Source organism: Fischerella sp. PCC 9605 (assembly GCF_000517105.1).
GTDB lineage: Bacteria > Cyanobacteriota > Cyanobacteriia > Cyanobacteriales > Nostocaceae > PCC9605.
Genome location: NZ_KI912154.1, coordinates 277,044 through 299,772, shown reverse-complemented (window position 1 = coordinate 299,772; position 22,729 = coordinate 277,044). Strand labels below are relative to the sequence as shown.

The 22,729-nt window shown below is 44.1% G+C and carries 22 protein-coding genes; 16 read left to right on the top strand and 6 right to left on the bottom strand.

Features of this window, described 5'->3' with window-relative positions; translation table 11 throughout:
• Positions 1-165: 165 nt before the first annotated feature.
• The 3 genes from FIS9605_RS0135465 to folE all read left to right on the top strand — a co-directional run bounded on the left by FIS9605_RS0135465 (position 166) and on the right by folE (position 2,979).
• Complete coding sequence (locus FIS9605_RS0135465; protein WP_026736705.1) at positions 166-1,149, top strand: acetyl-CoA carboxylase carboxyltransferase subunit alpha; 984 nt, start codon at positions 166-168, stop codon at positions 1,147-1,149.
• Positions 1,150-1,509: 360 nt separating this feature from the next.
• Positions 1,510-2,235 carry an SDR family oxidoreductase gene (locus FIS9605_RS0135455; protein WP_026736704.1) on the top strand — a complete coding sequence of 242 codons (726 nt, stop codon included), beginning with the start codon at positions 1,510-1,512 and terminating at the stop codon, positions 2,233-2,235.
• A 42-nt stretch (positions 2,236-2,277) separates the two neighbouring features.
• Positions 2,278-2,979 (top strand): GTP cyclohydrolase I FolE, encoded by a 702-nt coding sequence (gene folE / locus FIS9605_RS0135450; protein ID WP_026736703.1) that lies wholly within the window; start codon positions 2,278-2,280, stop codon positions 2,977-2,979.
• A gap of 53 nt (positions 2,980-3,032) precedes the next feature.
• Here folE and FIS9605_RS0135445 read toward each other — a convergent pair whose 3' ends face one another.
• A complete protein-coding gene (locus FIS9605_RS0135445) occupies positions 3,033-3,671 on the bottom strand; it encodes a phosphoribosylanthranilate isomerase (RefSeq protein ID WP_026736702.1) in 639 nt (212 codons plus the stop codon).
• A 106-nt stretch (positions 3,672-3,777) separates the two neighbouring features.
• On the opposite strand from FIS9605_RS0135445, the gene psaK (FIS9605_RS0135440) reads away from it, so the two are divergent.
• From psaK (FIS9605_RS0135440) to FIS9605_RS0135420, 6 genes are all read left to right on the top strand, one after another.
• Entirely contained in the window at positions 3,778-4,029 is a 252-nt protein-coding gene (gene psaK / locus FIS9605_RS0135440) for a photosystem I reaction center subunit PsaK (RefSeq protein ID WP_035140818.1), read from the top strand.
• Between the two features lie 227 nt (positions 4,030-4,256).
• Positions 4,257-4,532 (top strand): photosystem I reaction center subunit PsaK, encoded by a 276-nt coding sequence (gene psaK / locus FIS9605_RS0135435; RefSeq protein WP_026736700.1) that lies wholly within the window; start codon positions 4,257-4,259, stop codon positions 4,530-4,532.
• A gap of 266 nt (positions 4,533-4,798) precedes the next feature.
• Positions 4,799-5,998, top strand: a complete 1,200-nt coding sequence (locus tag FIS9605_RS0135430) for a site-2 protease family protein (protein WP_026736699.1) — start codon at positions 4,799-4,801, stop codon at positions 5,996-5,998.
• Positions 5,999-6,067: 69 nt separating this feature from the next.
• Positions 6,068-6,223 (top strand): hypothetical protein, encoded by a 156-nt coding sequence (locus FIS9605_RS43685; protein ID WP_155960674.1) that lies wholly within the window; start codon positions 6,068-6,070, stop codon positions 6,221-6,223.
• A 202-nt stretch (positions 6,224-6,425) separates the two neighbouring features.
• Complete coding sequence (locus tag FIS9605_RS0135425) at positions 6,426-6,755, top strand: hypothetical protein (RefSeq protein ID WP_026736698.1); 330 nt, start codon at positions 6,426-6,428, stop codon at positions 6,753-6,755.
• Between the two features lie 583 nt (positions 6,756-7,338).
• On the top strand, positions 7,339-8,682 hold the full coding sequence (locus FIS9605_RS0135420; RefSeq protein ID WP_026736697.1) for a serine/threonine protein kinase: 1,344 nt from the start codon (positions 7,339-7,341) through the stop codon (positions 8,680-8,682).
• 11 nt (positions 8,683-8,693) lie between these two features.
• On the opposite strand, the gene FIS9605_RS0135415 is transcribed toward FIS9605_RS0135420, so the two are convergent.
• Together FIS9605_RS0135415 and FIS9605_RS0135410 are read right to left on the bottom strand one after the other, a co-directional pair.
• A complete protein-coding gene (locus tag FIS9605_RS0135415) occupies positions 8,694-9,428 on the bottom strand; it encodes a lipoate--protein ligase family protein (protein WP_026736696.1) in 735 nt (244 codons plus the stop codon).
• 44 nt (positions 9,429-9,472) lie between these two features.
• Positions 9,473-9,976 (bottom strand): YbjN domain-containing protein, encoded by a 504-nt coding sequence (locus tag FIS9605_RS0135410; RefSeq protein WP_026736695.1) that lies wholly within the window; start codon positions 9,974-9,976, stop codon positions 9,473-9,475.
• Positions 9,977-10,286: 310 nt separating this feature from the next.
• Between FIS9605_RS0135410 and FIS9605_RS0135405 the strand changes: the two genes are divergently transcribed.
• Entirely contained in the window at positions 10,287-10,475 is a 189-nt protein-coding gene (locus tag FIS9605_RS0135405) for a hypothetical protein (RefSeq protein WP_026736694.1), read from the top strand.
• A 116-nt stretch (positions 10,476-10,591) separates the two neighbouring features.
• A complete protein-coding gene (locus FIS9605_RS0135400) occupies positions 10,592-11,779 on the top strand; it encodes a serine/threonine-protein kinase (RefSeq protein WP_026736693.1) in 1,188 nt (395 codons plus the stop codon).
• A 207-nt stretch (positions 11,780-11,986) separates the two neighbouring features.
• Here FIS9605_RS0135400 and gndA read toward each other — a convergent pair whose 3' ends face one another.
• A complete protein-coding gene (gene gndA / locus FIS9605_RS0135395; protein ID WP_026736692.1) occupies positions 11,987-13,414 on the bottom strand; it encodes an NADP-dependent phosphogluconate dehydrogenase in 1,428 nt (475 codons plus the stop codon).
• A gap of 348 nt (positions 13,415-13,762) precedes the next feature.
• Between gndA and FIS9605_RS39580 the strand changes: the two genes are divergently transcribed.
• Entirely contained in the window at positions 13,763-14,599 is an 837-nt protein-coding gene (locus FIS9605_RS39580) for a Ycf66 family protein (protein ID WP_082209956.1), read from the top strand.
• A 418-nt stretch (positions 14,600-15,017) separates the two neighbouring features.
• On the opposite strand, the gene FIS9605_RS43680 is transcribed toward FIS9605_RS39580, so the two are convergent.
• Positions 15,018-15,248: a hypothetical protein gene (locus FIS9605_RS43680; protein ID WP_155960673.1), complete on the bottom strand. Its 231-nt coding sequence runs from the start codon at positions 15,246-15,248 to the stop codon at positions 15,018-15,020.
• A 6-nt stretch (positions 15,249-15,254) separates the two neighbouring features.
• Here FIS9605_RS43680 and ileS point away from each other — a divergent pair, with 6 nt between their 5' ends.
• Complete coding sequence (gene ileS / locus FIS9605_RS0135385; protein WP_026736691.1) at positions 15,255-18,152, top strand: isoleucine--tRNA ligase; 2,898 nt, start codon at positions 15,255-15,257, stop codon at positions 18,150-18,152.
• A gap of 184 nt (positions 18,153-18,336) precedes the next feature.
• On the opposite strand, the gene FIS9605_RS0135380 is transcribed toward ileS, so the two are convergent.
• Positions 18,337-18,639, bottom strand: a complete 303-nt coding sequence (locus tag FIS9605_RS0135380; protein WP_026736690.1) for an RNA recognition motif domain-containing protein — start codon at positions 18,637-18,639, stop codon at positions 18,337-18,339.
• Positions 18,640-19,442: 803 nt separating this feature from the next.
• Between FIS9605_RS0135380 and FIS9605_RS44770 the strand changes: the two genes are divergently transcribed.
• From FIS9605_RS44770 to FIS9605_RS0135370, 3 genes are all read left to right on the top strand, one after another.
• The gene (locus FIS9605_RS44770) at positions 19,443-20,405 is read left to right on the top strand and encodes an IS110 family transposase (RefSeq protein ID WP_026736689.1); all 963 of its coding nucleotides are present in this window, start codon (positions 19,443-19,445) and stop codon (positions 20,403-20,405) included.
• Positions 20,374-20,712 carry a hypothetical protein gene (locus FIS9605_RS45915; RefSeq protein ID WP_231510599.1) on the top strand — a complete coding sequence of 113 codons (339 nt, stop codon included), beginning with the start codon at positions 20,374-20,376 and terminating at the stop codon, positions 20,710-20,712. The genes FIS9605_RS44770 and FIS9605_RS45915 overlap by 32 nt, the downstream gene beginning before the upstream one ends.
• A gap of 84 nt (positions 20,713-20,796) precedes the next feature.
• A complete protein-coding gene (locus tag FIS9605_RS0135370) occupies positions 20,797-22,722 on the top strand; it encodes a gamma-glutamyltransferase family protein (RefSeq protein WP_026736688.1) in 1,926 nt (641 codons plus the stop codon).
• Positions 22,723-22,729: the final 7 nt, after the last annotated feature.

The window sequence follows — 22,729 nt, the reverse complement described above, 5'->3', positions numbered from 1 at the left end:
ATCGGGTATAGGGGAAGAATCTGGCTTAGTTCCTAAGCCCTAATCCCCAGTCCCTAATCCCCAGTCCCCAATCCCCAATCCCCAATCCCCAATCCCCAATCCCCAATCCCCAATCCCCAATCCCCAATCCCCAATCCCCGATCGCTATTTCCTATTCCCTAACTTATGGCTACTACTGAGCGCAAACCACTACTGTTGGATTTTGAAAAGCCGTTGGCAGAACTGGCAAACCGAATTGAGCAAATCCGTCAACTTGCAGAAGAAAATGGCGTCGATGTTTCTAGTCAAATTCGTCAACTAGAAGCACGTGCTATGCAACTGCGTGAGGAAATTTTCGGTAGTCTATCGCCATCTCAGCGACTGCAAGTCGCTCGCCATCCCCGCCGTCCCAGTACTCTTGATTACATTCAGGCGATTACTGATGAGTGGATGGAGTTGCATGGCGATCGCTGTGGTTCGGACGATCCGGCTTTAATCGGTGGTGTTGCTCGTTTGGGAGGGCAACCTGTAGTGATGTTGGGTCATCAAAAGGGGCGTGATACAAAAGACAATATTGCCCGTAATTTTGGTATGGCTACCCCTGGTGGCTATCGCAAGGCATTGCGCTTAATGGAACACGCCAACAAATTTGGAATGCCCATTTTAACTTTTATCGACACGCCAGGAGCCTTGCCGACAGTGGTAGCCGAACGACAAGGTGCAGGAGAAGCGATCGCCTACAATTTGCGCGAGATGTTTTGCTTGGATGTACCGATTATTTGCACGGTGATTGGTGAAGGTGGTTCTGGTGGAGCGTTAGGTATTGGTGTTGGCGATCGCCTGTTGATGTTTGAACACTCTGTTTATACCGTTATTACCCCCGAAGCTTGTGCTGCGATTTTGTGGAAAGATGCCACTAAAGCTCCTCAAGCAGCGGCGGTATTAAAAATGACTTCACACGATCTAAAAAATTTCGGCATTATTGACCAGATCTTAACTGAACCCGTCGGTGGCGCTCATTCTGAGCCTCTCAATGCTGCTCAAACTCTCAAACAAGCTCTCTTAGATAACCTAGACGAGTTGGGGCGCTTAACCCCTCAAGAACGCCGTCAACTTCGTTATGAAAAATTTCGCAAGATTGGTGTTTTTACCGAAGTTGCCCACTCATAAGACTGAAATCCTTGCTTAGCATAACAGCAATGCTATAATTGCCTATGGCACTTAAAGATTTTTAACAATCTTCTCAGCCATAGGCGTTTGTATTATTGGCAAATCTACTCAAACTAATGAGAGATTTGTTTTGTATTTATGAACAAATTTCAGGGTGCAACCTTGTTTTTAAGGCAAACATCCCAAGTTTTATACTGGAGAAAACTTGGCCGACAATATGCCCATAATGGCTATGGATTGTAGCAGTTGTCAAACAACATTAATGAGATTTTTAGATTTGTTTAATATTGGCAGCAAATCTGAAAGTTTGAATAAACAGGTGATGATGCGGTTTCATTTGCCAAAGAATTGGAAAAAAGCATGAGTTTTGAGCAGAAACAACGCGCTCTGATTACAGGGGCAAGCAGTGGAATTGGCAAAGCAGCAGCTTTGGCATTTGCAAAAGCGGGAGTAGATGTTGCCTTAGTCAGTCGTTCTGTTGAGAAATTGGCAGCAACAGCAGAAGCAGCTCGGCACGCAGGAGTGAATGCGAAAGCATATTCTGTTGACCTAGCTTGTGTATCCCAAGTGCAGGAAAAAATCCAAGCGATCGCCCGTGACTTTGGCGACATAGATATTTTGGTCAACAATGCTGGCATGGGTTACACCGCCAGTTTGAGTGAAACTCCCTTGTCTGACTGGCAGCGAGTGATAGATTTAAATCTCACTAGCGTGTTTCAGTGCATCCTGGGGATTTTGCCAGGAATGCGCGATCGCAACAGAGGCACAATCATCAACCTTGTATCGATTGCTGGCAAACAAGCGTTTCCCAATTGGGGAGCTTACTGCGTCAGCAAAGCCGGTCTTTTGGCTCTTTCTCAAACTTTGGCACAAGAAGAACGCCTCCACGGCATCCGCGTCACTGCCATTTGTCCCGGTGCAGTTAATACCGAAATCTGGGATCAAGAAACTGTCCATGCCGAGTTTGACCGCTCAAAAATGTTAACCCCAGAAATTGTTGCTGAGTCAATTGTATACACTGCATTGTTACCGCAACAGGCAGTTGTTGATGAGTTAACTCTCATGCCCAGTGCTGGCGTTCTTTAATCGCACAGTCATTTATTTCAAAAACTATCCAAGACTAAGACCATGACTATTGCTAGTTCTAACGGTTCCAATCGCTTTCAATCTCCTTTGATTCCCGACTTAACAGAAGCCATTAGACCCGATCGCAACACTCATGACGGGCGAGAACCAGACTTGCACCCACCGCAAGAAGAACAAATGGAGCTGATGACGGACGCTGTGCGGACACTACTGCTGGGTGTAGGAGAAGATCCGGAACGTGAAGGACTGCTGAAAACACCAAAGCGCGTGGCAGAGGCATTGCGATTTCTGACCAGTGGCTACAATCAGTCCTTAGATGAACTCGTTAACGGTGCGATTTTTGACGAAGGACATAACGAGATGGTGTTAGTTCGAGATATCAATGTCTTCAGCCTGTGCGAACACCATATGTTGCCATTTATGGGTAAAGCTCATGTTGCTTATATTCCCAATCAAAAAGTCGTGGGACTGAGTAAGCTTGCCCGCATTGTCGAGATGTATTCCCGCCGTTTGCAAGTACAGGAGAGGCTAACTCGCCAAATTGCCGAAGCCATCCAGACTATTCTAGAACCTCAGGGTGTTGCTGTTGTTATTGAAGCTACCCACATGTGCATGGTGATGCGGGGTGTGCAAAAACCAGGTTCCTGGACTGTCACCAGTGCAATGGTAGGTGTTTTCCAAGAAGAACATAAAACCCGTGAAGAATTCTTCAACTTGATTCGCCACCAAGCAGCAATATTTTAAAAATTATGAATTATGAATTATGAATTATGAATTTTTGCTTCATAATTCAGCACTCATAATTCATAATTTAACCGCAGCTTCTCAAACAGCTTGGCAACTTTATCTAAATCCTTATCCCCAGGTGCACTTTCTACTCCACTAGATAAGTCAATACCGCTGGGACTAACTTGACTGAGAGCTTCTAAAATATTATCCGGCGTTAGTCCCCCTGCTAAAAACCAAGGACAGCTAGGTTGAAACTGTTGCAGCATTTTCCAATCTAAGGTTTTGCCTGTACCACCCAACTGCTGGGGATGATAGGCATCAAGTAATAGTGTATCTACACTGAGACTATACACAGTTGCTTTGTCCAAATCTGCTGCTGCGCGTATTCTCAAAGCTTTAATAATTTCCACCTTAGGCAGATGTTCACGCAATTGTTGGCAAAATTCTGGTGATTCATCTCCGTGTAGCTGAACGCCAGTCAACCCAGCATCAGCAACGGTCTGACTGATTCCTGCAATGGATGTATTGGCAAATACACCTATACTGTCAATCTGATTTGCTAGTTGTTCCACTACTGCCCGAATTTGGTTAGCAGTAACGTAACGGGGTGAAGTGGAAACGCAAATAAATCCCAATGCTGTTGCACCAAAATCAGCGATCGCCTTCCCCTGCTGTGGTTGAGTAATGCCGCAAATTTTAACCCGCATAAAAATTTCAGAGATTTTTAGCAATACAAAAAGTTCGTTTTTTCCCTGGCAATTCTATAATTTTTGTGGTCTACATCAGATTTTTTCTATAGGAGACAAAAGCTTGATTTCATCAATTTTACTCGCAGCTGCTGCCACAGTTCCCGCCACACCCGAGTGGACTCCCAAAGTAGCGATGATTATCAGCATCAGCTGCTTAGTTGCTGTGCTGCTAACTTTTAAGATTGAAAAGCCCACAGTTGGCCCCAAGATGCCCGCACTTCCTTTGAGTGTTCCTGCATTCATCGCCGCGATGGCTTTCGGTCATGTAATCGGCATTGGTATTGTTTTGGGACTGACTAATATCGGTCGTATTTAGAGTCGTTAAATTAACACTCTAAGTTTACAAAACTTAAAAAAACGATTCAAGTTCTTTCTCTGGCGATTTTCACCTTAACCAAGGAAAGAAAAGTTAACCTTCCTGGAGAAGGAAGATAGCGCCACCTAATCGGATAGAGCATGGACGTGGCTGTAGAGACACGAAGTTTCACATAAAATTTCGTGTTTCTACAGCTAAATCTATTGATCCATGCAGGAGAAAGAATCATGATTTCATCAATCTTATTAGCAGTCCAAAGCACTGTTCCCAGGACTCCCACATGGGGCTTGACGGAATTTTTATATATAACCGGCGCTTGTCTGTTGTGTCTTTTGATTATTCCCCGCGTCGTTTGGTATCCTCACGTTGGTCGTAAGATGCCCTTGCCTTTCCCTTCAGTCTTCAACAATCCCAGTGTCGCCACGTTCCTTGCGGCGATGGCCGCCGGTCACATACTCGGCGTTGGTGCCGTTTTGGGATTGACTAACTTGGGCGTTCTGTAGATTTGATTTTTTAGCATACTACAAGCAATACATCAAGGCAGCAGGTTTTTGATTCTTCCTGGCGAATTTGGGAGTAGTTTGTCTGCTGCTTTTGTTTTTGAGGTTTAATGGCTGGTTCTAATTGTCTATTCTAGAAATTAGGTCGTTCAGCATAAATAAATATATTTCTCGTGGTGACTGTTAGTGGTTAGTGGTTAGTGGGAAATAACCAACTACTAACTACTAACTACTAACTACTAACAACTCTCATAATTTAGGAAATAAGAATGCAAACAAATTGGAGAATTGGGTCTTTATTTGGAATTCCGCTGTTTTTAGACCCCTTGTGGTTTGTGATTTTAGGGCTGGCAACCCTCAATTTTGGCGTCGCTTACCAGGAATTGGGAACTGCCTTAGCTTGGAGTGCTGGGATTGTCATGGCGTTACTGCTGTTTGCTTCAGTGTTGTTACACGAATTGGGTCACAGCTTGGTGGCGCGATCGCAAGGCATTAAAGTTAACTCGATCACTCTATTTCTGTTTGGTGGTATTGCTGCTATTGAAGAAGAATCCAAGACTCCCGGCAAAGCATTTCAAGTAGCGATCGCCGGGCCAGCAGTTAGCATCGCCCTGTTTTTTCTGCTGCGTCTCGGTTCTAATGTATTACCTCATACAAATCCGCTCCGGATAATGGTTGGAGATTTGGCGCGAATTAACTTAGTTTTAGCGCTATTTAACTTAATTCCTGGCTTGCCTCTCGATGGGGGACAGGTGTTAAAAGCAGCACTATGGAAAGCCACAGGCGATCGCTTTCAAGCTGTACGCTGGGCGGCGAAAGCAGGGCAAATTTTAGGTTATAGTGCGATCGCCTTAGGCTTATTGGTAGATTACTTAACAGGTGAGTTAGTCACTGGCTTATGGATTGCTCTATTAGGTTGGTTTGGTATCCGCAACGCTACCAGTTATGACCGCGTCACCATTTTGCAAGAAACCTTGCTGAAGCTAAAGGCAAGTGACGCCATGACTCGCGACTTTCGCATAGTCGATGCCAACCAGATCTTGCGTTCCTTTGCCGATTTGTACTTACTGGAAACCACCCCTTCACAGGTTTATTTTGCCGAGTCAGATGGACGTTACCGAGGTATGGTTTCTATTGACGACTTGCGAACAGTGGAACGAAGTGACTGGGAAACCAGGACTCTAGAAAGTATCGTGCATCCCCTGACAGAAATTCCCTCTGTTGAGGAATCAACCAATATCGCTGAAGTAATTAACAAGTTGGAAAATGAAAAGCTATCCCGTGTTACTGTACTTTCGCCTGCGGGTGCTGTCGCCGGTGTAATTGACCGGGGGGACATCGTGCGTGCGATCGCACAAAATTTAGGTTTGCGAATAACAGAAGCGGAAATTAAACGAATCAAAGAGGAAGGAATTTATCCGCAAGGGTTGCAGCTACAGGTAATTGCGAAGTCAACCATAAATTCATAAACGTAGTAGCGTGTCAGCGATTTCCCCACAACCAGCTGACTAAACTACTTTTCCCAATGCTGTCTCAAGGTGGATGGTGAATTCCGAGGAGCGATCGCTCACCTGCTGATAAGCAATCAGCTTTTTTGGTTCTCTTGGAAGCAAGGCGATCGCTATTTCTTCAATTCTTGTAAATTTCCAAGAGAGTTAAATGCTATGGGGTGCGATCGCCTCCATAACTTCTAGTCAATGCTGATACCATGCTTTTTCATGGGTGTGATAACTCACTAGCTGTAAAGTAGAGTTGTTATTGGTCGTAATCCTCACAAGTTCCTCAAAAAATTTTTTTAACTTTAAATTAGAGGGGAGTGAATTTTTTTCTAATTTAAATCGGAAATAACACTGAATGATGGCTTAAGCATACTGAAGGCAGGAGGTGTTACCAGTTATGAGCGATAGGTTTAAATCTGGTGATCGCGTGGTCGTAGATGATTTTCCTTTCATGAACCAATACCAAGGAGAAGAAGGTACTGTAGTCGATACTGAACCAAGTATTATTCCTCTTGGCGTCGAAATGGTACGAGTAGACTTAGGTAATCATCAAATTGTAAAGATTCCAAATGGAGCTTTAAAAAAAATAAACCCGCAAAAGGTAACCGACATAGCTAGCGTCTCTAATCGGAAATTGGTGATGAAAGAGATCGAAGAAACCGAGGATTCTAACCCTCGGCTGAAGAAATATCAGATTGTTGTCGTCATTGTAGAGACCGAACGATAAATGTCGTTAGGGAGGAAAGTAGCGTACGCTGCAACTTCGACCACGCTACAGTTCTACTGATTTTACTTGGTGTCTTAGTGTCTTGGTGGTTAATAAAATTTATTTTTGAACCACCGAGGCACTAAGACACAAAGAAAATTTGAGTTTGAAGGTTGTACCTTGACAGCGATAGTTTATAGGTTCGCGATCGTTTTAAATTGACTAAAACTATAATTGATATTTTGTGTTTTCTGAAAATTCCACTCCAACAAAATATCTATGCTAGAAGATTTTTTAGCAAGATTTATATTTGTATCAGCAATAAATTACCTATTAGTATAACTAATCATAAATAAGTATGAGATTTTTTAAGATAAGAGTTTTTACGTTAATGTAAACTTTTTAATCATTTGTTTGTATATATATAATGAATTTTAAAATGATGTGTTTGTAGCTAGTTATGGTTGCCAAATTTATTTAGCGACCAATTGAAATTTGGCTAGAATATTTTATAGATATTATCTTTTGGATAACAGTGTATTTACTATTACATAGATCGATAATAGTTACATTAGTATCAAGTCCTTTTCAGGAGTAGTTACCCATGCTAGAGGTTGGACAAGTATTGCGTGTTCGCGTAGCGACCCCGCAGGAGTCTCACTACCAACTCAAACAAAAATTAGGACAGAATGCGGGTCGTCAAACCTGGCTAGCAGAGGATTTAGCAACTCAGCCAGCAGAAGCAGTGATAGTCAAGTTTCTAGCATTTGGCGATCAAGTACAGTGGGACGACCTCAAACTGTTTGAGCGGGAAGCTGATGTACTCAAGCAACTTAACCATCCCCGCATTCCCAAGTATCGTGATTATTTTTCCATTGACGATCGTATCCTTTGGTTTGCTCTAGTTCAACAATTCATTCCTGGTTCATCTTTAAAAGATTTGCTGAATCAAAGGCAGAAATTTTCTGAAGAACAAGTGCGAAGAATTACCACTGATGTATTAGAAATCTTAATTTATTTGCACTCACTAATTCCACCAGTTCTCCACCGGGACATAAAACCAAGTAATTTAATTTTGGGTGAAGATAAACAAGTTTATTTAGTTGATTTTGGAGCAGTGCAAGACAGAGCCACAGCGCAAGGAGCCACATTTACGGTAGTTGGTACTTACGGATATGCACCAATGGAACAATTTGGTGGTCGAGCAGTTCCGGCCTCTGACCTTTATGCTTTAGGAGCGACTTTAATTCATTTGGTTACAGGTACTCCACCCGCCGATTTACCGCAGCGAAATATGCGGATTCAATTTAGCGATCGCACTACCTTAAGTCCTCATTTTATCCGTTGGCTGGAAGCTCTTACAGAACCAGATGTTGACCTACGCATCAAAACAGCCAGTCAAGCTTTAGAAACTCTCAATAGTCGCATTACTTCTCAATCATCCTCTTTAGTTTCTCAACCCCACGGTAGCCGGATTAAAATCAAGAAATCAGCCAGAAGCCTAGAGATAAAAATTCCAGCGCGAGGAATACAATTTTCCGATACTTTTTTACTATTTTTTGTGAGTTTCTGGTATGGCATTCTAATTTTGTTTACGAAGGGTGCTTTCCATCCTTTTTTATTACTGCATTGGATAGCTGGATTATTTCCACTGAGCATGTTGATTTTGCCTGCGTTTGGGGAAATTTATATTCGTTTTAACCATAATTACTTTTTTATGGAATGGGAATTATTTGGTCAATGCTATCGAAAACGGCAAGGCAAGACTTCGGTTATTCACCATGTTCATGTCAGCAGTGAATCAATTGCTGTTAATAACAGACCACTAATGGCAGTAAGCATTGAAGCTGGCGCTGAAAAATACAAGTTTGGTGCATTTAGTCCTGAACTCAGCGATGTTGAACGCGAATGGCTAGTTCGGGAAATTAAAGAATGGTTGGGACTCTAATCAGCACAGATTCACAACAAAGGTGGTAGTGCCAAAATTGCTTTCCATTCATCTTCAGAAAGTGGTTGCACAGCTAACTCTATACCAAAACAATCACTAGCAGCAGCTATCAAAACAGTGATAATCTTTTCAATACTTAGGTTTTGAGGAAGTTGCACATTTGTAAATGACTCAGCACCAAATACCTCAGTAAATAATTTTGTATCTGGTTGCAAACGCATAGAACCATGTTGCAAAATTGCCCCACTACGTCGCAACTGAGCGCTACCAATGAGTTTATAACCATCCACCGTCACTAAATCTGCGTCAGTAGCACTACCAAAACAGTCAGGATTGTGGATATAACCTCGTCCAGCAGCACCGTAATGTAAGTCTACGCCAAGTTGACTCCATCCTAGAATCAAAAACTCGCAGATTTTTTGGTATGCTTCAACACGACTACCATTGAGTCCAGAGTTCACGACAGCGTAAGTCAAATCGCCTTGGTGCAAAACTGCTCTCCCACCCGTAGGACGCCTCACCAAATCTACTTTTTCACCTTGCCAAGTCAGATACTGCCAATGTTCTGGATATTTTTTTTGATGATAGCCAAGAGAAATAGCGGGTGGCGACCAAGTATAGAACCGCAGAGTCGGGGGATGCTGTCCCGACAGATGCTGTTCTAACAACCACCGATCAATAGCCATCTGGACTTTACCAGTGGCTTTTAGTAAAGGAATTAGTCGCCAAATCTGCTTGCTATCCATTCGTATGCAGCAGACCCCATCTAAAATATCTAATCTAATATTACTTAAGCGGCACCAAACTCTGATTGTAAAGCTTCATCGTTGTTATCGGCGATCGTTGCCACAACGGTAATTAGGCGTGAGACTTCGCCAGCAGACAATTCTGCTAGGGCGCGTGTCGCTATGACAACCACCTGATTTTCAATAATGCCAAAACGAGACTCAAAAGTACTAGAGCAGTTCATCTCTAATAATTGCCTCATCAGTCTGGGTTCATCTTTGGCAGGCAACTTTAGCACCGAAGACCATACTGTGATGGTATCTTCATCCGTTGTCCCCGTGAGTTGAACAAATACTTGCACCGTACCGTAGGTAAATTTCCAGAGATAACCACCCTCTGAAGGATGGCTAACCATCGCACTATCATTTTGTTCTAAAGTGTTAATAACGTTTTCGATTACTTCTACATGGTTGATACTTGTAGTACTTGCCACCATTTCATCGATTAGTTCGTCGGTAGAGATAGATTCGGTTGCGACTGTTTCTGGATCGGGTTGGTAAGTTGCCATACAGATTTTCCTCTAGATTGTGAATAACCCACCCCTACTTTATACCTTGGCAGCAAAGAGGGTGGGGAAGGTAAGGTAGATTGTTACATCCTTAATGGTCAGTAATGCCTAATAATTGCCAAATTTCACGCTTATATTCATCAGTCACTTGCAGGATATTGTGAGAGGTGACAAAAATTTATAGGAGCGATCGCATTTTCCACAAAGTAATACTGGGAACACTGAATGTCGACTGAATATAGCTAGTGGTAGTGAAGACAAGACTATTAAACTTTGGCGATGTGATTAGAAATATAAAGGAGTAGACATTATGACAGCAAATTTAAGAAGTGTAGAAGAAATCAAATCCATTATTTTCCAACTAGCACCTGATGAATTGATGGTACTGATGGCGACTATTGAAGAAAGACTAGAAACATTAGGAATGATGCAACTCGCAGAAACCGGATTTCAGGAGTGGTACGACCCAGAGGAAGATATTTACAATGACGATGCCTAAGCTATCAGAAATGTGGTAAATGGCGCGATCGCTCTCTCAGCCCTTGACAAAACTTCACACATCATTATCTGGCTAGAGCAGGGCACAATAGAGACAGATATCTGTCAGTCCTCAACATGAGCTATTGCCTTAATCCCAACTGTCCCAAGCCCCAAAATACGAATGATGGAAAGTTTTGCCTAACTTGTGGTTCTAAGTTACTTCTCAAAGAACGCTACCGCGCCACCAAACCCATAGGACAGGGTGGTTTTGGCAGAACCTTTTTAGCAGTGGATGAGGATAAACCCTCTAAACCGTGTTGCGTGATTAAGCAATTTTACCCCCAAGCCCAAGGCACCAGCACCGTGCAAAAAGCGGTGGAGTTGTTCAACCAAGAAGCAATGCGCTTGGATGAACTGGGCAAACATCCACAAATACCCGAACTGCTTGCATATTTTACCCAGGATGACAGGCAGTATCTCGTACAAGAATTTATTGATGGGCAAAATCTGGCAGAGGAATTGGCAGAAAAAGGTGCTTTTAATGAATTACAGATTCGGCAACTGCTGAATGATTTATTGTCGGTGTTGCAATTTTGTCATGTTAGACAAGTCATTCACCGTGATATTAAACCAGAAAATATTATTCGTCGCAGATCCCCCCTTAGTCCCCCCTTAAAAAAGGGGGAAGGAATGACAGCGCGTGAGGGGGATCTAGTTTTGGTAGACTTTGGTGCTTCTAAATTTGTAACCCACACCGCCCTCAACCGCACTGGTACAAGTATCGGTAGTCCAGAATATGTTGCACCTGAGCAAATGCGCGGACAGGCAATTTTTGCTAGTGATATTTATAGCTTGGGTGCTACCTGTGTGCATTTATTGACTGAGCGATCGCCTTTTGATTTGTACGATATCAACAACGATACTTGGATTTGGCGACAATACGTGAAAAGTCCGGTAAGCGAAGAGTTAAGCAGTATTCTGGACAAAATGCTACAAAGCATTCCCGCACGGCGTTACCAAACAACAGATGAAGTTCTTAGAGACTTGAACAAAAAATCTTCACTACCGAATAACCCAACATTATCAGTCAAACCTATTACTACATTACCGCCTAAATCTGGTTCTGCTTTTGTTAAGAACCCAGTAGAGAAAGATTTAGAAGAAGTTAAAACTACATTCCTAGGTAGTAAACCCCAAAATAACCAAGCGAAGCCATCAAATCAATCAGCAGCAAGCCAATCTTCTGGTAACAGCAAAATAGATGAAGAATTAGAAGAATTAAGAGCTAAATATCTTGGTAAAAAGAATTTACCGAATTCATGATTACTAAGAAGAAAACAGCCCACAGGCTAAAGCCTAGGGCTATACGAATTAAGCGGAAGCATCCCAATTTTGCTGATGGTAAAGAGATGAGATGCACCCTACTAAGCCTGTTTACCTTTGGGAAGCCGGAGTGTCTATGCAGGCTTAGTGTGTGTAGCTGTACCCTTGCTTTAGCGTAACGATTACCGAAATTTGGACGAAAATTGACTACGACTTCTCAGTAATGGGCACCCATTCGGTATGGAAAACACCTGGTTTATCGATGCGTTCGTAGGTATGAGCACCGAAATAATCGCGTTGAGCTTGAGTGAGGTTTTGGGGCAAGCGATCGCGGCGATAGCTATCAAAGTAATCTAGAGATGCACTAAATGCTGGTGCGGGAATACCTAATTTGGCAGCAGTTGCCAATACTTCGCGCCAAGCTGCTTGGCGATCAAGAATCGTTTGCTTAAATTCCGGAGCCAACAATAGGTTAGGCAGCTCTGGATCTTCATTAAAAGCATTCTTAATCTTGTTCAAGAACCCAGCGCGAATGATGCAACCACCCTTCCAAATTCGCGCCAATTCACTCAGCTTCAAATTCCAGTTATATGTCTGTGAAGCTTTGGATAGCAGTGCCATTCCTTGAGCGTATGAACAGATTTTTGAGCAATAAAGGGCATCCCTGACCATGTTGACAAAGCCCTTAATTTGCCCATCATACTTACCAGAAGGGCCCGTGAGTACCTTGGATGCAGCCACCCGCTCTTGCTTGTAGGAAGAAATAATTCGGGCATTTACTGCTGCGGTGATTGTCGGTATAGAAACTCCCAACTCCAACGCTGTCTGCACTGTCCAGCGTCCGGTTCCCTTTTGTCCAGCTGAGTCTACAATCAACTCAACCAAAGGTAAATTGGTATCTGGGTCAATGTAGGGGAAAATATTGGCAGTGATCTCAATCAAAAATGAATTGAGTTCGTCGGTAGTGTTCCATTCCGCAAAAACTTCGTGTAGTTGTTTGTGATCTAGTCCAGCGGCATTCTTCAGCAAATCGTAGGCTTCAGCAATCAGTTGCATATCGCCGTACTCAATGCCATTGTGTACCATTTTCACATAGTGACCAGAACCACCAGGACCGACATAAGTCACACAAGGACCATCATCGACTTGAGCGGCAATTTTATTGAAAATTGGCGATAGATACTGATAGGAGCTTTCAGTACCTCCTGGCATTAAAGAGGGACCGTTAAGCGCCCCTTCTTCACCGCCACTCACGCCCATACCAATATACCGAAATCCAGCCGGTTCTAATTCTTGCGTGCGTCGATCCGTATCTTCAAACCAAGAGTTGCCACCATCGATAATGATGTCGCCTTCATCAAGCAGAGGTTTGAGCTGGCCAATCACTGCATCCACAGGCTTACCAGCTTGCACCATAATTAAAATTCTTCTGGGACGTTCCAGAGAAGCGACAAACTCTTCCAAGGTAAAAGCAGGTTTGACGTTTCTACCCTGAGCGCGCTCCGCCATGAATTTATCGGTTTTTTCGCGTGAGCGATTGTAAACTGCGATTGGGAAGCCATTACGCTCAACGTTGAGAGCGATATTCTCCCCCATCACGGCTAACCCAATCACACCGAAGCTTTGTAGTGTCATAAAGTTTTTGGCTAACTCTTCCAGATCCTTTTATCTTTAGGGTAGTTCGAGATCATCACTTCTCCCCTAAAGAAGACATTAAAAGTTCGGGAATAGAGTATAAATACACAATCTACACAGATAATTAATTTTAATTTGTATTGAAATCAACAATCTTTGGCAAAATCTGCAAAATTAGTTAGTGGTTAGTAGTTAGTAGTTAGTGGTTGTAGAGACGTGCCATGGCACGTCTGTACATTGGTTAGTGGTTAGTAGTTGGTAACTAATGACCAATGACTAATGACCAATGACCAATGACCAATGACCAACAATCCATAGTCCAATGACATAGTAAGGAGAAACCACAAAATGCTGGCACATGTCCTGGCGTTGGCAGTCGGCCTCGGTAGTATAGCGATTTATCTAGCAGCTTTCTTTTTTCCGGAAATCCACCGCAAGAATGATTTTATCTGGAGTGGTGTAGGTCTGTTCTATGCGTTAATGTTATGGGTGTTTGCACCACGCATTACAGGGGGTCTTCTGCTGGGCCATGTGGCAAGTGTGGCGCTTTTGGGTTGGTTTGGTTGGCAAACACTTTCATTGCGTCGTCAACTCACACCAAAGGTACAACAAACCCCAGTACCCAGTGCGGAAACTGTGCAAACGGCTATTCAGGAGCAGGCTACTAAGTTATCGCTTCCACAGCGGCTTGCCCAGATACAAAATAGTATTGGTGGTATCTTCTCTGGTGTGAAAGACCGGGTACAACAGACTACAAGCAAAAAGACACCTGCAACCCCTCAACCCTCAGAAAAACCAGCTGTTGAGATTGCCGATAATCGTACTTCTACAACTGAACAACCACCAGAAGCAGTCACCACTACAGAACAACCCACAGAGACACCTGCAACTACAGACACAGAAGCCAAAACCGAGAGCGTACCAGAAGCAATTCCACCCCATCCTCCATCACCTGAATTGGTAGAAGCTGCTAAAGAAGCTGCTGCTGAAGCAGAAGCAGTAGCAGAAGAAATAGAAAAAATTTCTGTTGAAGAAATTGCTCCTGATGCTGAACTTGCTCCGCCAGCGGAAGCACCGCCTGAGCAAACTGAGCAAACTGAGCAAACTGAGCAAACTGAGCAAACTGAGCAAACTGAGCAAACTGAGCAAACTGAGCAAAGACCGCACAACGATCGCACTAGTTAAATAAGTACGAAAAGGCAGAAAGCAGGAAGCAGAAGATAATAAGCTCATAAAATTGGCTTTTTGGCTTTCTGTCTCGTAGTAAAGAATGCTTGAATTGAGTTGCATCAAAATATTTGACGCTTTTAGTCAGTTGAGTCACGAGTATTTCCCCGATCGCCAGCCATAATTTTGTCGATCGATTGTTTATGCTGACATGTATCGTAAAGTGGGCAATTACAGGTTTTCGGTTTCGATGATGACTTTGAGCGTGGCATAAACAGCAGCACAAAACCGATGACAAGCCCGACCACGATTATTGATTCCATAATCGCAACAATTAGGTATGAGTGACTTAACTGTTAGTCTAGCGAAAAACAGATACTTGGAAGTATTGCCGTGAAATTCGTAAACTCGATCTTACTGAGTAGAGTGCGAAAAATTATTTTTCGTACAGTGAAAATACGCATGATATAAGATTGATGCAGGTAAAATAGACTGCTGAGCGATCGCATTGGCGATCGTGACTGGTAACATCAGCGAATTGAAAAGGCTGAAAAGCTACATTGTAGGCTTTTTGCCTGCTGCATAGCAGTCTTCTTGCACTAGTTAGCCGTTCTGGACGCATGGATTCTATAATTATTGGAACATCCTTTGCTGCTAATTCAGGCATGAAACTGTGACAGAAACTGGAAGCTACAAAGACACAGTAAACTTACCCAAGACAAAATTTGATATGCGGGCAAACGCTAGCAAGCGTGAACCCGAAATTCAAAAATTCTGGGAAGAGAATCAAATTTACGATCGCCTCTCCGAAAAAAATCCAGGCGAATTATTTATACTGCACGACGGGCCACCCTACGCCAACGGCTCTCTGCATATTGGTCATGCTTTAAATAAAATTCTCAAAGACATTATTAATCGCTACCAATTGCTGCGCGGGCGTAAAGTTCGCTACGTACCTGGCTGGGACTGTCACGGATTGCCGATTGAACTCAAAGTTTTGCAGAACATGAAATCTGCTGAACGGCAAAACTTGACGCCTTTACAACTGCGACAGAAAGCGAAAGAATTTGCCCTCAAAACCGTAAACGAACAGCGCGAATGTTTCAAGCGCTACGGTGTTTGGGGAGATTGGGAACACCCATATTTAACCCTAACGCCGGAATACGAAGCGGCACAAATCGGTGTGTTCGGGCAGATGGTGTTAAAAGGTTACATCTATCGCGGTTTGAAGCCGGTTCACTGGAGTCCCAGTTCTAAAACCGCCCTGGCGGAAGCTGAGTTGGAATATCCAGAAGGGCACACTTCCCGCAGTATCTATACTGCTTTTGAGGTGACGAGTTTAGCGGAGACGGTAAAACCTGCACTGGGTGAATTTTTGCCGGAGTTGGGTGTCGCAGTCTGGACGACTACACCTTGGACAATTCCCGGAAATTTGGCGGTAGCACTAAATCCAGAACTGAACTACGCGGTTGTTGAGGTTGAACCCCACCCCCCGCAAGCAGAAAGAGGGAGTGAGGGGGTGAAGTTCCGCTACCTCATCGTTGCTGCTGATTTGGTGGAACGCCTCTCAGCCACTTTCGGAACTCAATTAACCGTAAGAACCACATTCAAAGGGAAAGATTTAGAACATTCTACCTACCGCCATCCCTTGTACGATCGCGAAAGTCCGATTGTGATTAGCGGTGATTACGTGACCACTGAGTCTGGTACTGGGTTAGTACACACTGCCCCCGGTCACGGTCAAGAAGACTACATCGTTGGTCAGCGTTATGGTCTGCCTATCCTCGCCCCAGTGGATGACAATGGTAACTTTACTGAGGAGGCGGGACAATTTGCTGGGTTGAATGTGCTTGGTGATGGTAATCAGGGGGTAATTGATGCACTAACGGCGGCGGGTTCCTTGTTGAAAGAAGAACCCTACGTTCACAAGTACCCCTACGATTGGCGGACAAAGAAACCAACAATTTTCCGCGCGACAGAACAGTGGTTTGCTTCTGTGGAAGGATTCCGAGAAGAAGCGCTAAAAGCGATCGCCACTGTTAAATGGATTCCGGCTCAAGGGGAAAATAGAATTACGCCGATGGTTGCCGATCGTTCTGACTGGTGTATCTCCCGCCAGCGCAGCTGGGGTGTGCCAATTCCTGTATTCTACGACGAAGCCAGCGGGGAACCACTGCTGAATGAGGAAACGATCGCCCACGTGCAAGCGATCGTTGCCCAAAAAGGTTCCGATGCTTGGTGGGAACTTCCCGTAGCGGAGTTGTTACCAGAGAAATACCGCCACAACGGCCGCACCTACCGCAAAGGTACGGATACGATGGATGTGTGGTTTGATTCTGGTTCATCGTGGGCAGCTGTAGTCAAGCAGCGTCCGGAGTTACGCTACCCTGCGGATATGTACCTGGAAGGTTCAGATCAACATCGGGGCTGGTTCCAGTCGAGTTTGCTTACTAGTGTGGCGGTTAACGACATTGCGCCCTACAAAACCGTGTTGACACACGGCTTTGTGCTAGATGAACAAGGGCGGAAAATGAGTAAGTCGTTGGGGAATGTGGTCGATCCAGCAATTGTGATCGAGGGAGGGAAAGACCAGAAAAAAGAACCAGCTTACGGCGCTGATGTGTTGCGGTTGTGGGTGTCGTCGGTAGATTATTCCTCCGATGTGCGTTTGGGTGGCAATATCATCAAACAACTTGTCGATATCCGCAATAAGTTTCGCAACACCGCCAAAAACCTCTTGGGTAACTTGCACGATTTTGACCCAGAAAAAGACGCGATCCCTTACGATCAATTACCGCAGCTAGATCAATACATGCTGCACCGGATGACGGAAGTATTCCAGGAAGTTACAGCAGCTTTCGACAGCTTCCAATTCTTCCGCTTTTTCCAAACAGTCCAAAATTTCTGCGTGGTGGACTTATCCAACTTTTATATGGATGTCGCCAAAGACAGGCTATATATCAGTGACGCTAATGCTTTACGCCGTCGCAGTTGTCAAACAGTGTATTGGCATGCGTTGGAAAATTTGGCGAAGGCGATCGCGCCTGTGTTATGTCACTTAGCAGAAGATATCTGGCAATATCTCCCCTACAAAACTCCTTATAAATCAGTGTTTGAAGCTGGTTGGGTGCAGTTCGACCAAAAGTGGCATAATCCAGAACTAGCAGCATTCTGGCAACAACTGCGAGAAATCCGCATTGATGTCAATAAGGTGTTAGAACAGGCTAGAGTAGAAAAAATGATTGGTTCTTCTCTAGAAGCGAAAATCTTACTTTATGTAGCTGATGAGCAGTTACGTGTGGCGATAAAATCACTGGATACGGGCAGCAGCAACGGTGTAGACGAACTCCGCTACTTGTTCATCACCTCCCAGGTAGAAATTGTGGATGCACCACAAAAACTGCAAGGCTCAAAATATAACTTGCAGGCAGATGCATGGGGAATTGGTGTACTGGAAGCAGAGGGGCAAAAATGCGATCGCTGCTGGAATTACTCCACCCATGTGGGAGAGAATGCCGAACATCCCCTGATTTGCGAACGGTGCGTTGCCGCATTAGCAGGAGAGTTTTAATATTGATCGAAAAGGCTCAAGCATTTCTACTTGAGCCTATATTAGATTCAATTAAGTGCTCTTACTGATGGATCTAGAAACAGCACCTGCTCTCTTAAATTGACGCAGGCATAAAGCGACAGAAATATTCTGACCGCTTGTGCCAGCAGCAAAAAGGAGCTAAAAGAGAAAAGCCTATATTCACTTAGTAGCGATCGCGGAAGTTGTTATTTCTGCGATTACCACCACCAAACGAACCTCTGTTTTCTCTGGGCTTAGCCTTATTTACTTTGAGATCGCGACCCATCCATTCAGCACCATCAAGAGCTTCAATGGCAGCTGATTCTTCAGCGTCTGTACTCATTTCGACAAAACCAAAGCCGCGCAGACGACCTGTTTCACGGTCAGTGGGCAACTGAACCCGCTTTACAGAACCGTATTCTGCAAAAACAGCATTCAGAGCGTCTTCTGTAACATCATAAGAGAGATTGCCTACATAAACTGACATACATTGTCTCCAAAATCACAAGAGTGTATAGATTTAGATTTCGGAGACAAGTCTGTAAATACCAAAAGGGAAAAGCCTGTCAATACCAAAAACAAACACATCACCGAATCAATTCTCACCTTCCATGATGACATATTAGTTAACTATCAAGTAGGGAATTTTAAAAATTGTTATAAATTGTTATAAAAAGTTATGTTAGCAATTGACAGCCAAGGACGAGGGATGACTGCAATCTCCGTCTATATTCCTACACATAGTTTTAGGGACTTCCAATTAAAAAAAATATCCAATCGTAGTAGCGTGACCGGGCTAATTTGATGCAATATGATTTTCTTGTGGGATAGGCGTCTCGCCTGTCCGATGCGGGCAAGATGCCCGCACCACAAAAATTTATTGCACTATTTTAAGACGGTCACGCCACTACTAGCGTGACCGGGCTAATTTGATGCAATATGATTTTCTTGTGGGATAGGCGTCTCGCCTGTCCGATGCGGGCAAGATGCCCGCACCACAAAAATTTATTGCACTATTTTAAGACGGTCACGCCAGTAGGGTGCGTTATGCCTCTGGCTAACGCACCCTTGTATCTTAGAAGAAGTAGTAAACCGTCGCACCCTAGGTCATTAAAGACCGCTTTGTAGCATGGGTCACTACAACAATCTCCATGACAGAACTCGAACAGTCGCGCTTGGGCAAAACTTTAATTACTGATATTTAAAGTATACAGTCCGTATCGGGCAAGGATGAGTGAAATCAGGGGGATGAATTCAACACTTCTTGACAAAATAGTTAAGAGTAAAAAAATGGAAAATATGAATCAATGGGTAGGCATTGATGTCAGTAAAGCCACTCTAGATGTTTATATCCGTCCAATGGGTAAAGCATTCCAACTGGCAAATACAGAAGTAGAAATATCTCATCTAGTAGAGCAACTTAAATCCTACGATTTAAATCTGATTGTACTGGAAGCAACAGGAGGATTAGAAACAGAGCTAGTAATTCAATTACAGGCAGCACTTTTACCAGTTGCATTAATTAATCCACGGCAAGGGCGAGATTTTGCTAAAGCCACAGGTCGGTTCGCAAAAACCGACGCAATTGATGCACAAATTTTGGCACACTTTGGGGAAGCAATGAAACCTCAGGTTTTAGCAATTGAATCCGAAGGAGCGCGTCAATTATCTGAATTAATTAGTCGCAGACGACAATTAGTTGAAATGCAAACTGCTGAGAAAAATCGCCGTACTCGCGCTCGTGGTAAAGCTTTGGCAGATATTGAGGCGCATATTGATTACCTTGCTCAACGTCTGAAACAACTTAATCAAGAAATTGAGGAATTGGCTCAAAATAACCAACAATGGATTGATAAAGTTAATTTACTCAAAACTACTCCTGGAATTGGTCAAGTTATTTCCACAACTATTGTTTCGGATTTACCAGAACTAGGAAAGCTAACTGCCAAACAAATCTCTCGCTTAGTAGCAGTTGCACCTATCAATCATGATAGCGGTCAACATAAAGGTAAACGGATGATTAATGGTGGTCGTGCCCATGTTCGTGCCACTCTCTATATGGGTGCTGTTGTCGCAATACGTCACAATCCTGTTATCAAAGCCTTTTATGAGCGCCTTGTCGAGCGTGGTAAATCTAAAAAACTTGCTCTAACTGCTTGTGTTCATAAAATGTTAGTTATTTTAAATGCAATGCTTCGAGATCATTTGCCTTGGCGCATTTGTGACAACTTTCAACCAATTGTTAACGCTTAGTCGCACTGACATTTTTATACATCCCATCTATTTAGGGTTTTTTATCCATTGTTTTGCTGCCCCCACCAGTGATTCAGCAACTGGGGAAGATTGGGCGGCGACAGCGGAGTGCCTGGTGGGGGCACGACTATCTACGCTACTAACTCAAGCAAGGTCTTGCTGCCCCTACCTGGCACCGCCCAATCAGCGAAGCGGTTCCCCAGTTGCGTCAACTTCTTTTAGCGATCGCTTGACAATCAAGACAGTCGCTACAACTTTTTGGTATTCCCTCAATTCGGTAGATAGGCGATCGCCTGCCCTAAAATAACAAGATGCAAAGTTTCTAGCTGTACGCTATCTGTGTGATACTTGCGTAAGCCTCATAATTTGATCAAACCAGTATTAGAAGTCAATGCGTAAGCTTTACCAATCTACGCGGTTTTCAGGTTTTGTTTTTTATTTGTGCGTTTCTGCATTACTATTTTGTAACCAAAAACAGGTATCTGCTAGCGTTGTCTTACCCTTACGCGCGAAAAAGGGAATGGTGGTGTCTGCACATCCTCTCGCTAGTGATGCAGGATTACAAATGTTACGCAAGGGTGGTAATGCTGTTGACGCAGCGGTAGCGACGACTTTTGCCATTTCAGTGCTAGAACCGTTTTCTGCGGGAATTGGTGGCGGAGGCTTTCTGCTGTTGCGTGATTCAAAGACAGGGGAAATTAAAGCCTTAGATTTTCGCGAACGCGCACCTCTAAAAGCAACAAGAAATATGTATTTGGATGCTAAAGGCAAGGTGCGTCCGAATGCAAGTGTGAATGGTCATTTGGCAGTGGCGACACCAGGAACAGTGGCGGGACTGTACGAAGTTCATCGTCGTTATGGTAAACTGCCGTGGCGAGAGGTGGTAAAACCGGCGATCGCCCTGGCAAAAGATGGCTTTATCCTTAGTTCTCAGGTAACTTGGCGTTCCATACCAGAGTATGAAAATCGCAGGGATGTAATTCTTAGTAACCCAGCAGCGCGGGCAATTTTCACTCGTCAGGGAGATTTATATCAACCAGGAGAAAAACTGGTGCAGCGCGATCTAGCGCGGACTTTAACAGAAATTTCTCGTAATCCACGCAGTTTCTACACCGGAAATATTGCCCGTGCCATTGCTGCCGATATGTCCAAAAACGGTGGTTTAATTACTTTGGCAGACTTGAAGTTATATAAACCCATCTGGCGCAATCCTGTGTGTGGCAATTTTCGTCAAGCGAAAGTTTGCTCAATGCCACCTCCTTCATCGGGAGGCGTTCACCTATTAGAAATGTTAAATATTATCGGTACAACCAATTTAAAATCTTTGGGTTGGCGTCATCCAGATGCGATCCACCTGATGGTGGAAGCGATGAAAATTGCTTATGCCGATCGCTCAAAATTTTTAGGCGATCCTGATTTTATCAAAGTACCAGTACAACAACTAACCGCTCCCGCTTACGCCCGACTGCGCCGTGCAGAAATAATTATGAATAGGGCTAGGGCTGCTAGTGAAGTGAAACCAGCAGATATCAAGATGCTACAGCAGAACCTCACCCCCCAGCCCCCTCTCCGCAAGCAGAGAGGGGGAGTAGTTTTTCCTCTACACAAGTCTCTACACAAGCACACAGAGGGAGTAGTTTTTCCTCTACGCAAGCAAACAGAGGGAGCACTTCTTCCCCTCCCCGCCAGCGGGGAGGGGTTAGGGGTGGGGTTCTACACGCCTCGCCACGAATCTACAGAAACCAGTCATCTGAATGTAGTGGATGCACAACGCAACGCTGTAAGTCTTACCTTCACTATTAACACGGGATTTGGAGCTGGCGTGGTTGCGGATGGAACTGGAATTGTACTCAACAACGAAATGGATGATTTTGCTGCTGCGCCGGGAGTGCCGAATGCTTTTGGTTTGGTGGGTAATGAAGCTAATGCGATCGCACCACGCAAAACACCCCTATCTAGTATGACTCCGACAATTGTCACGGAACACAATCGCCTCCGTCTGGTAGTGGGTGCGCCTGGTGGTGGAACTATCATCACCCAAGTGCTGCAAGTCATCCTGAATGTGCTGGAATACAATATGGATGTTGGTGCAGCCGTTTCTGTCCCCCGCTTCCATCATCAATGGCTTCCCGATGAATTGCGACTAGAACCTTTTGCTTTCGATGCTCTGACTTTGGTAGAGTTACAGCGCCGGGGGCATAAATTTAAACCAGAAACCAAACCTTGGGGTAATATTAATGCGCTCGCACTCACACCAGAGGGAACCTTAGAAGGAGCAGCCGATCCGCGTGGCGAAGGTTCCCCCAGAGGCTTTTAAAATTATG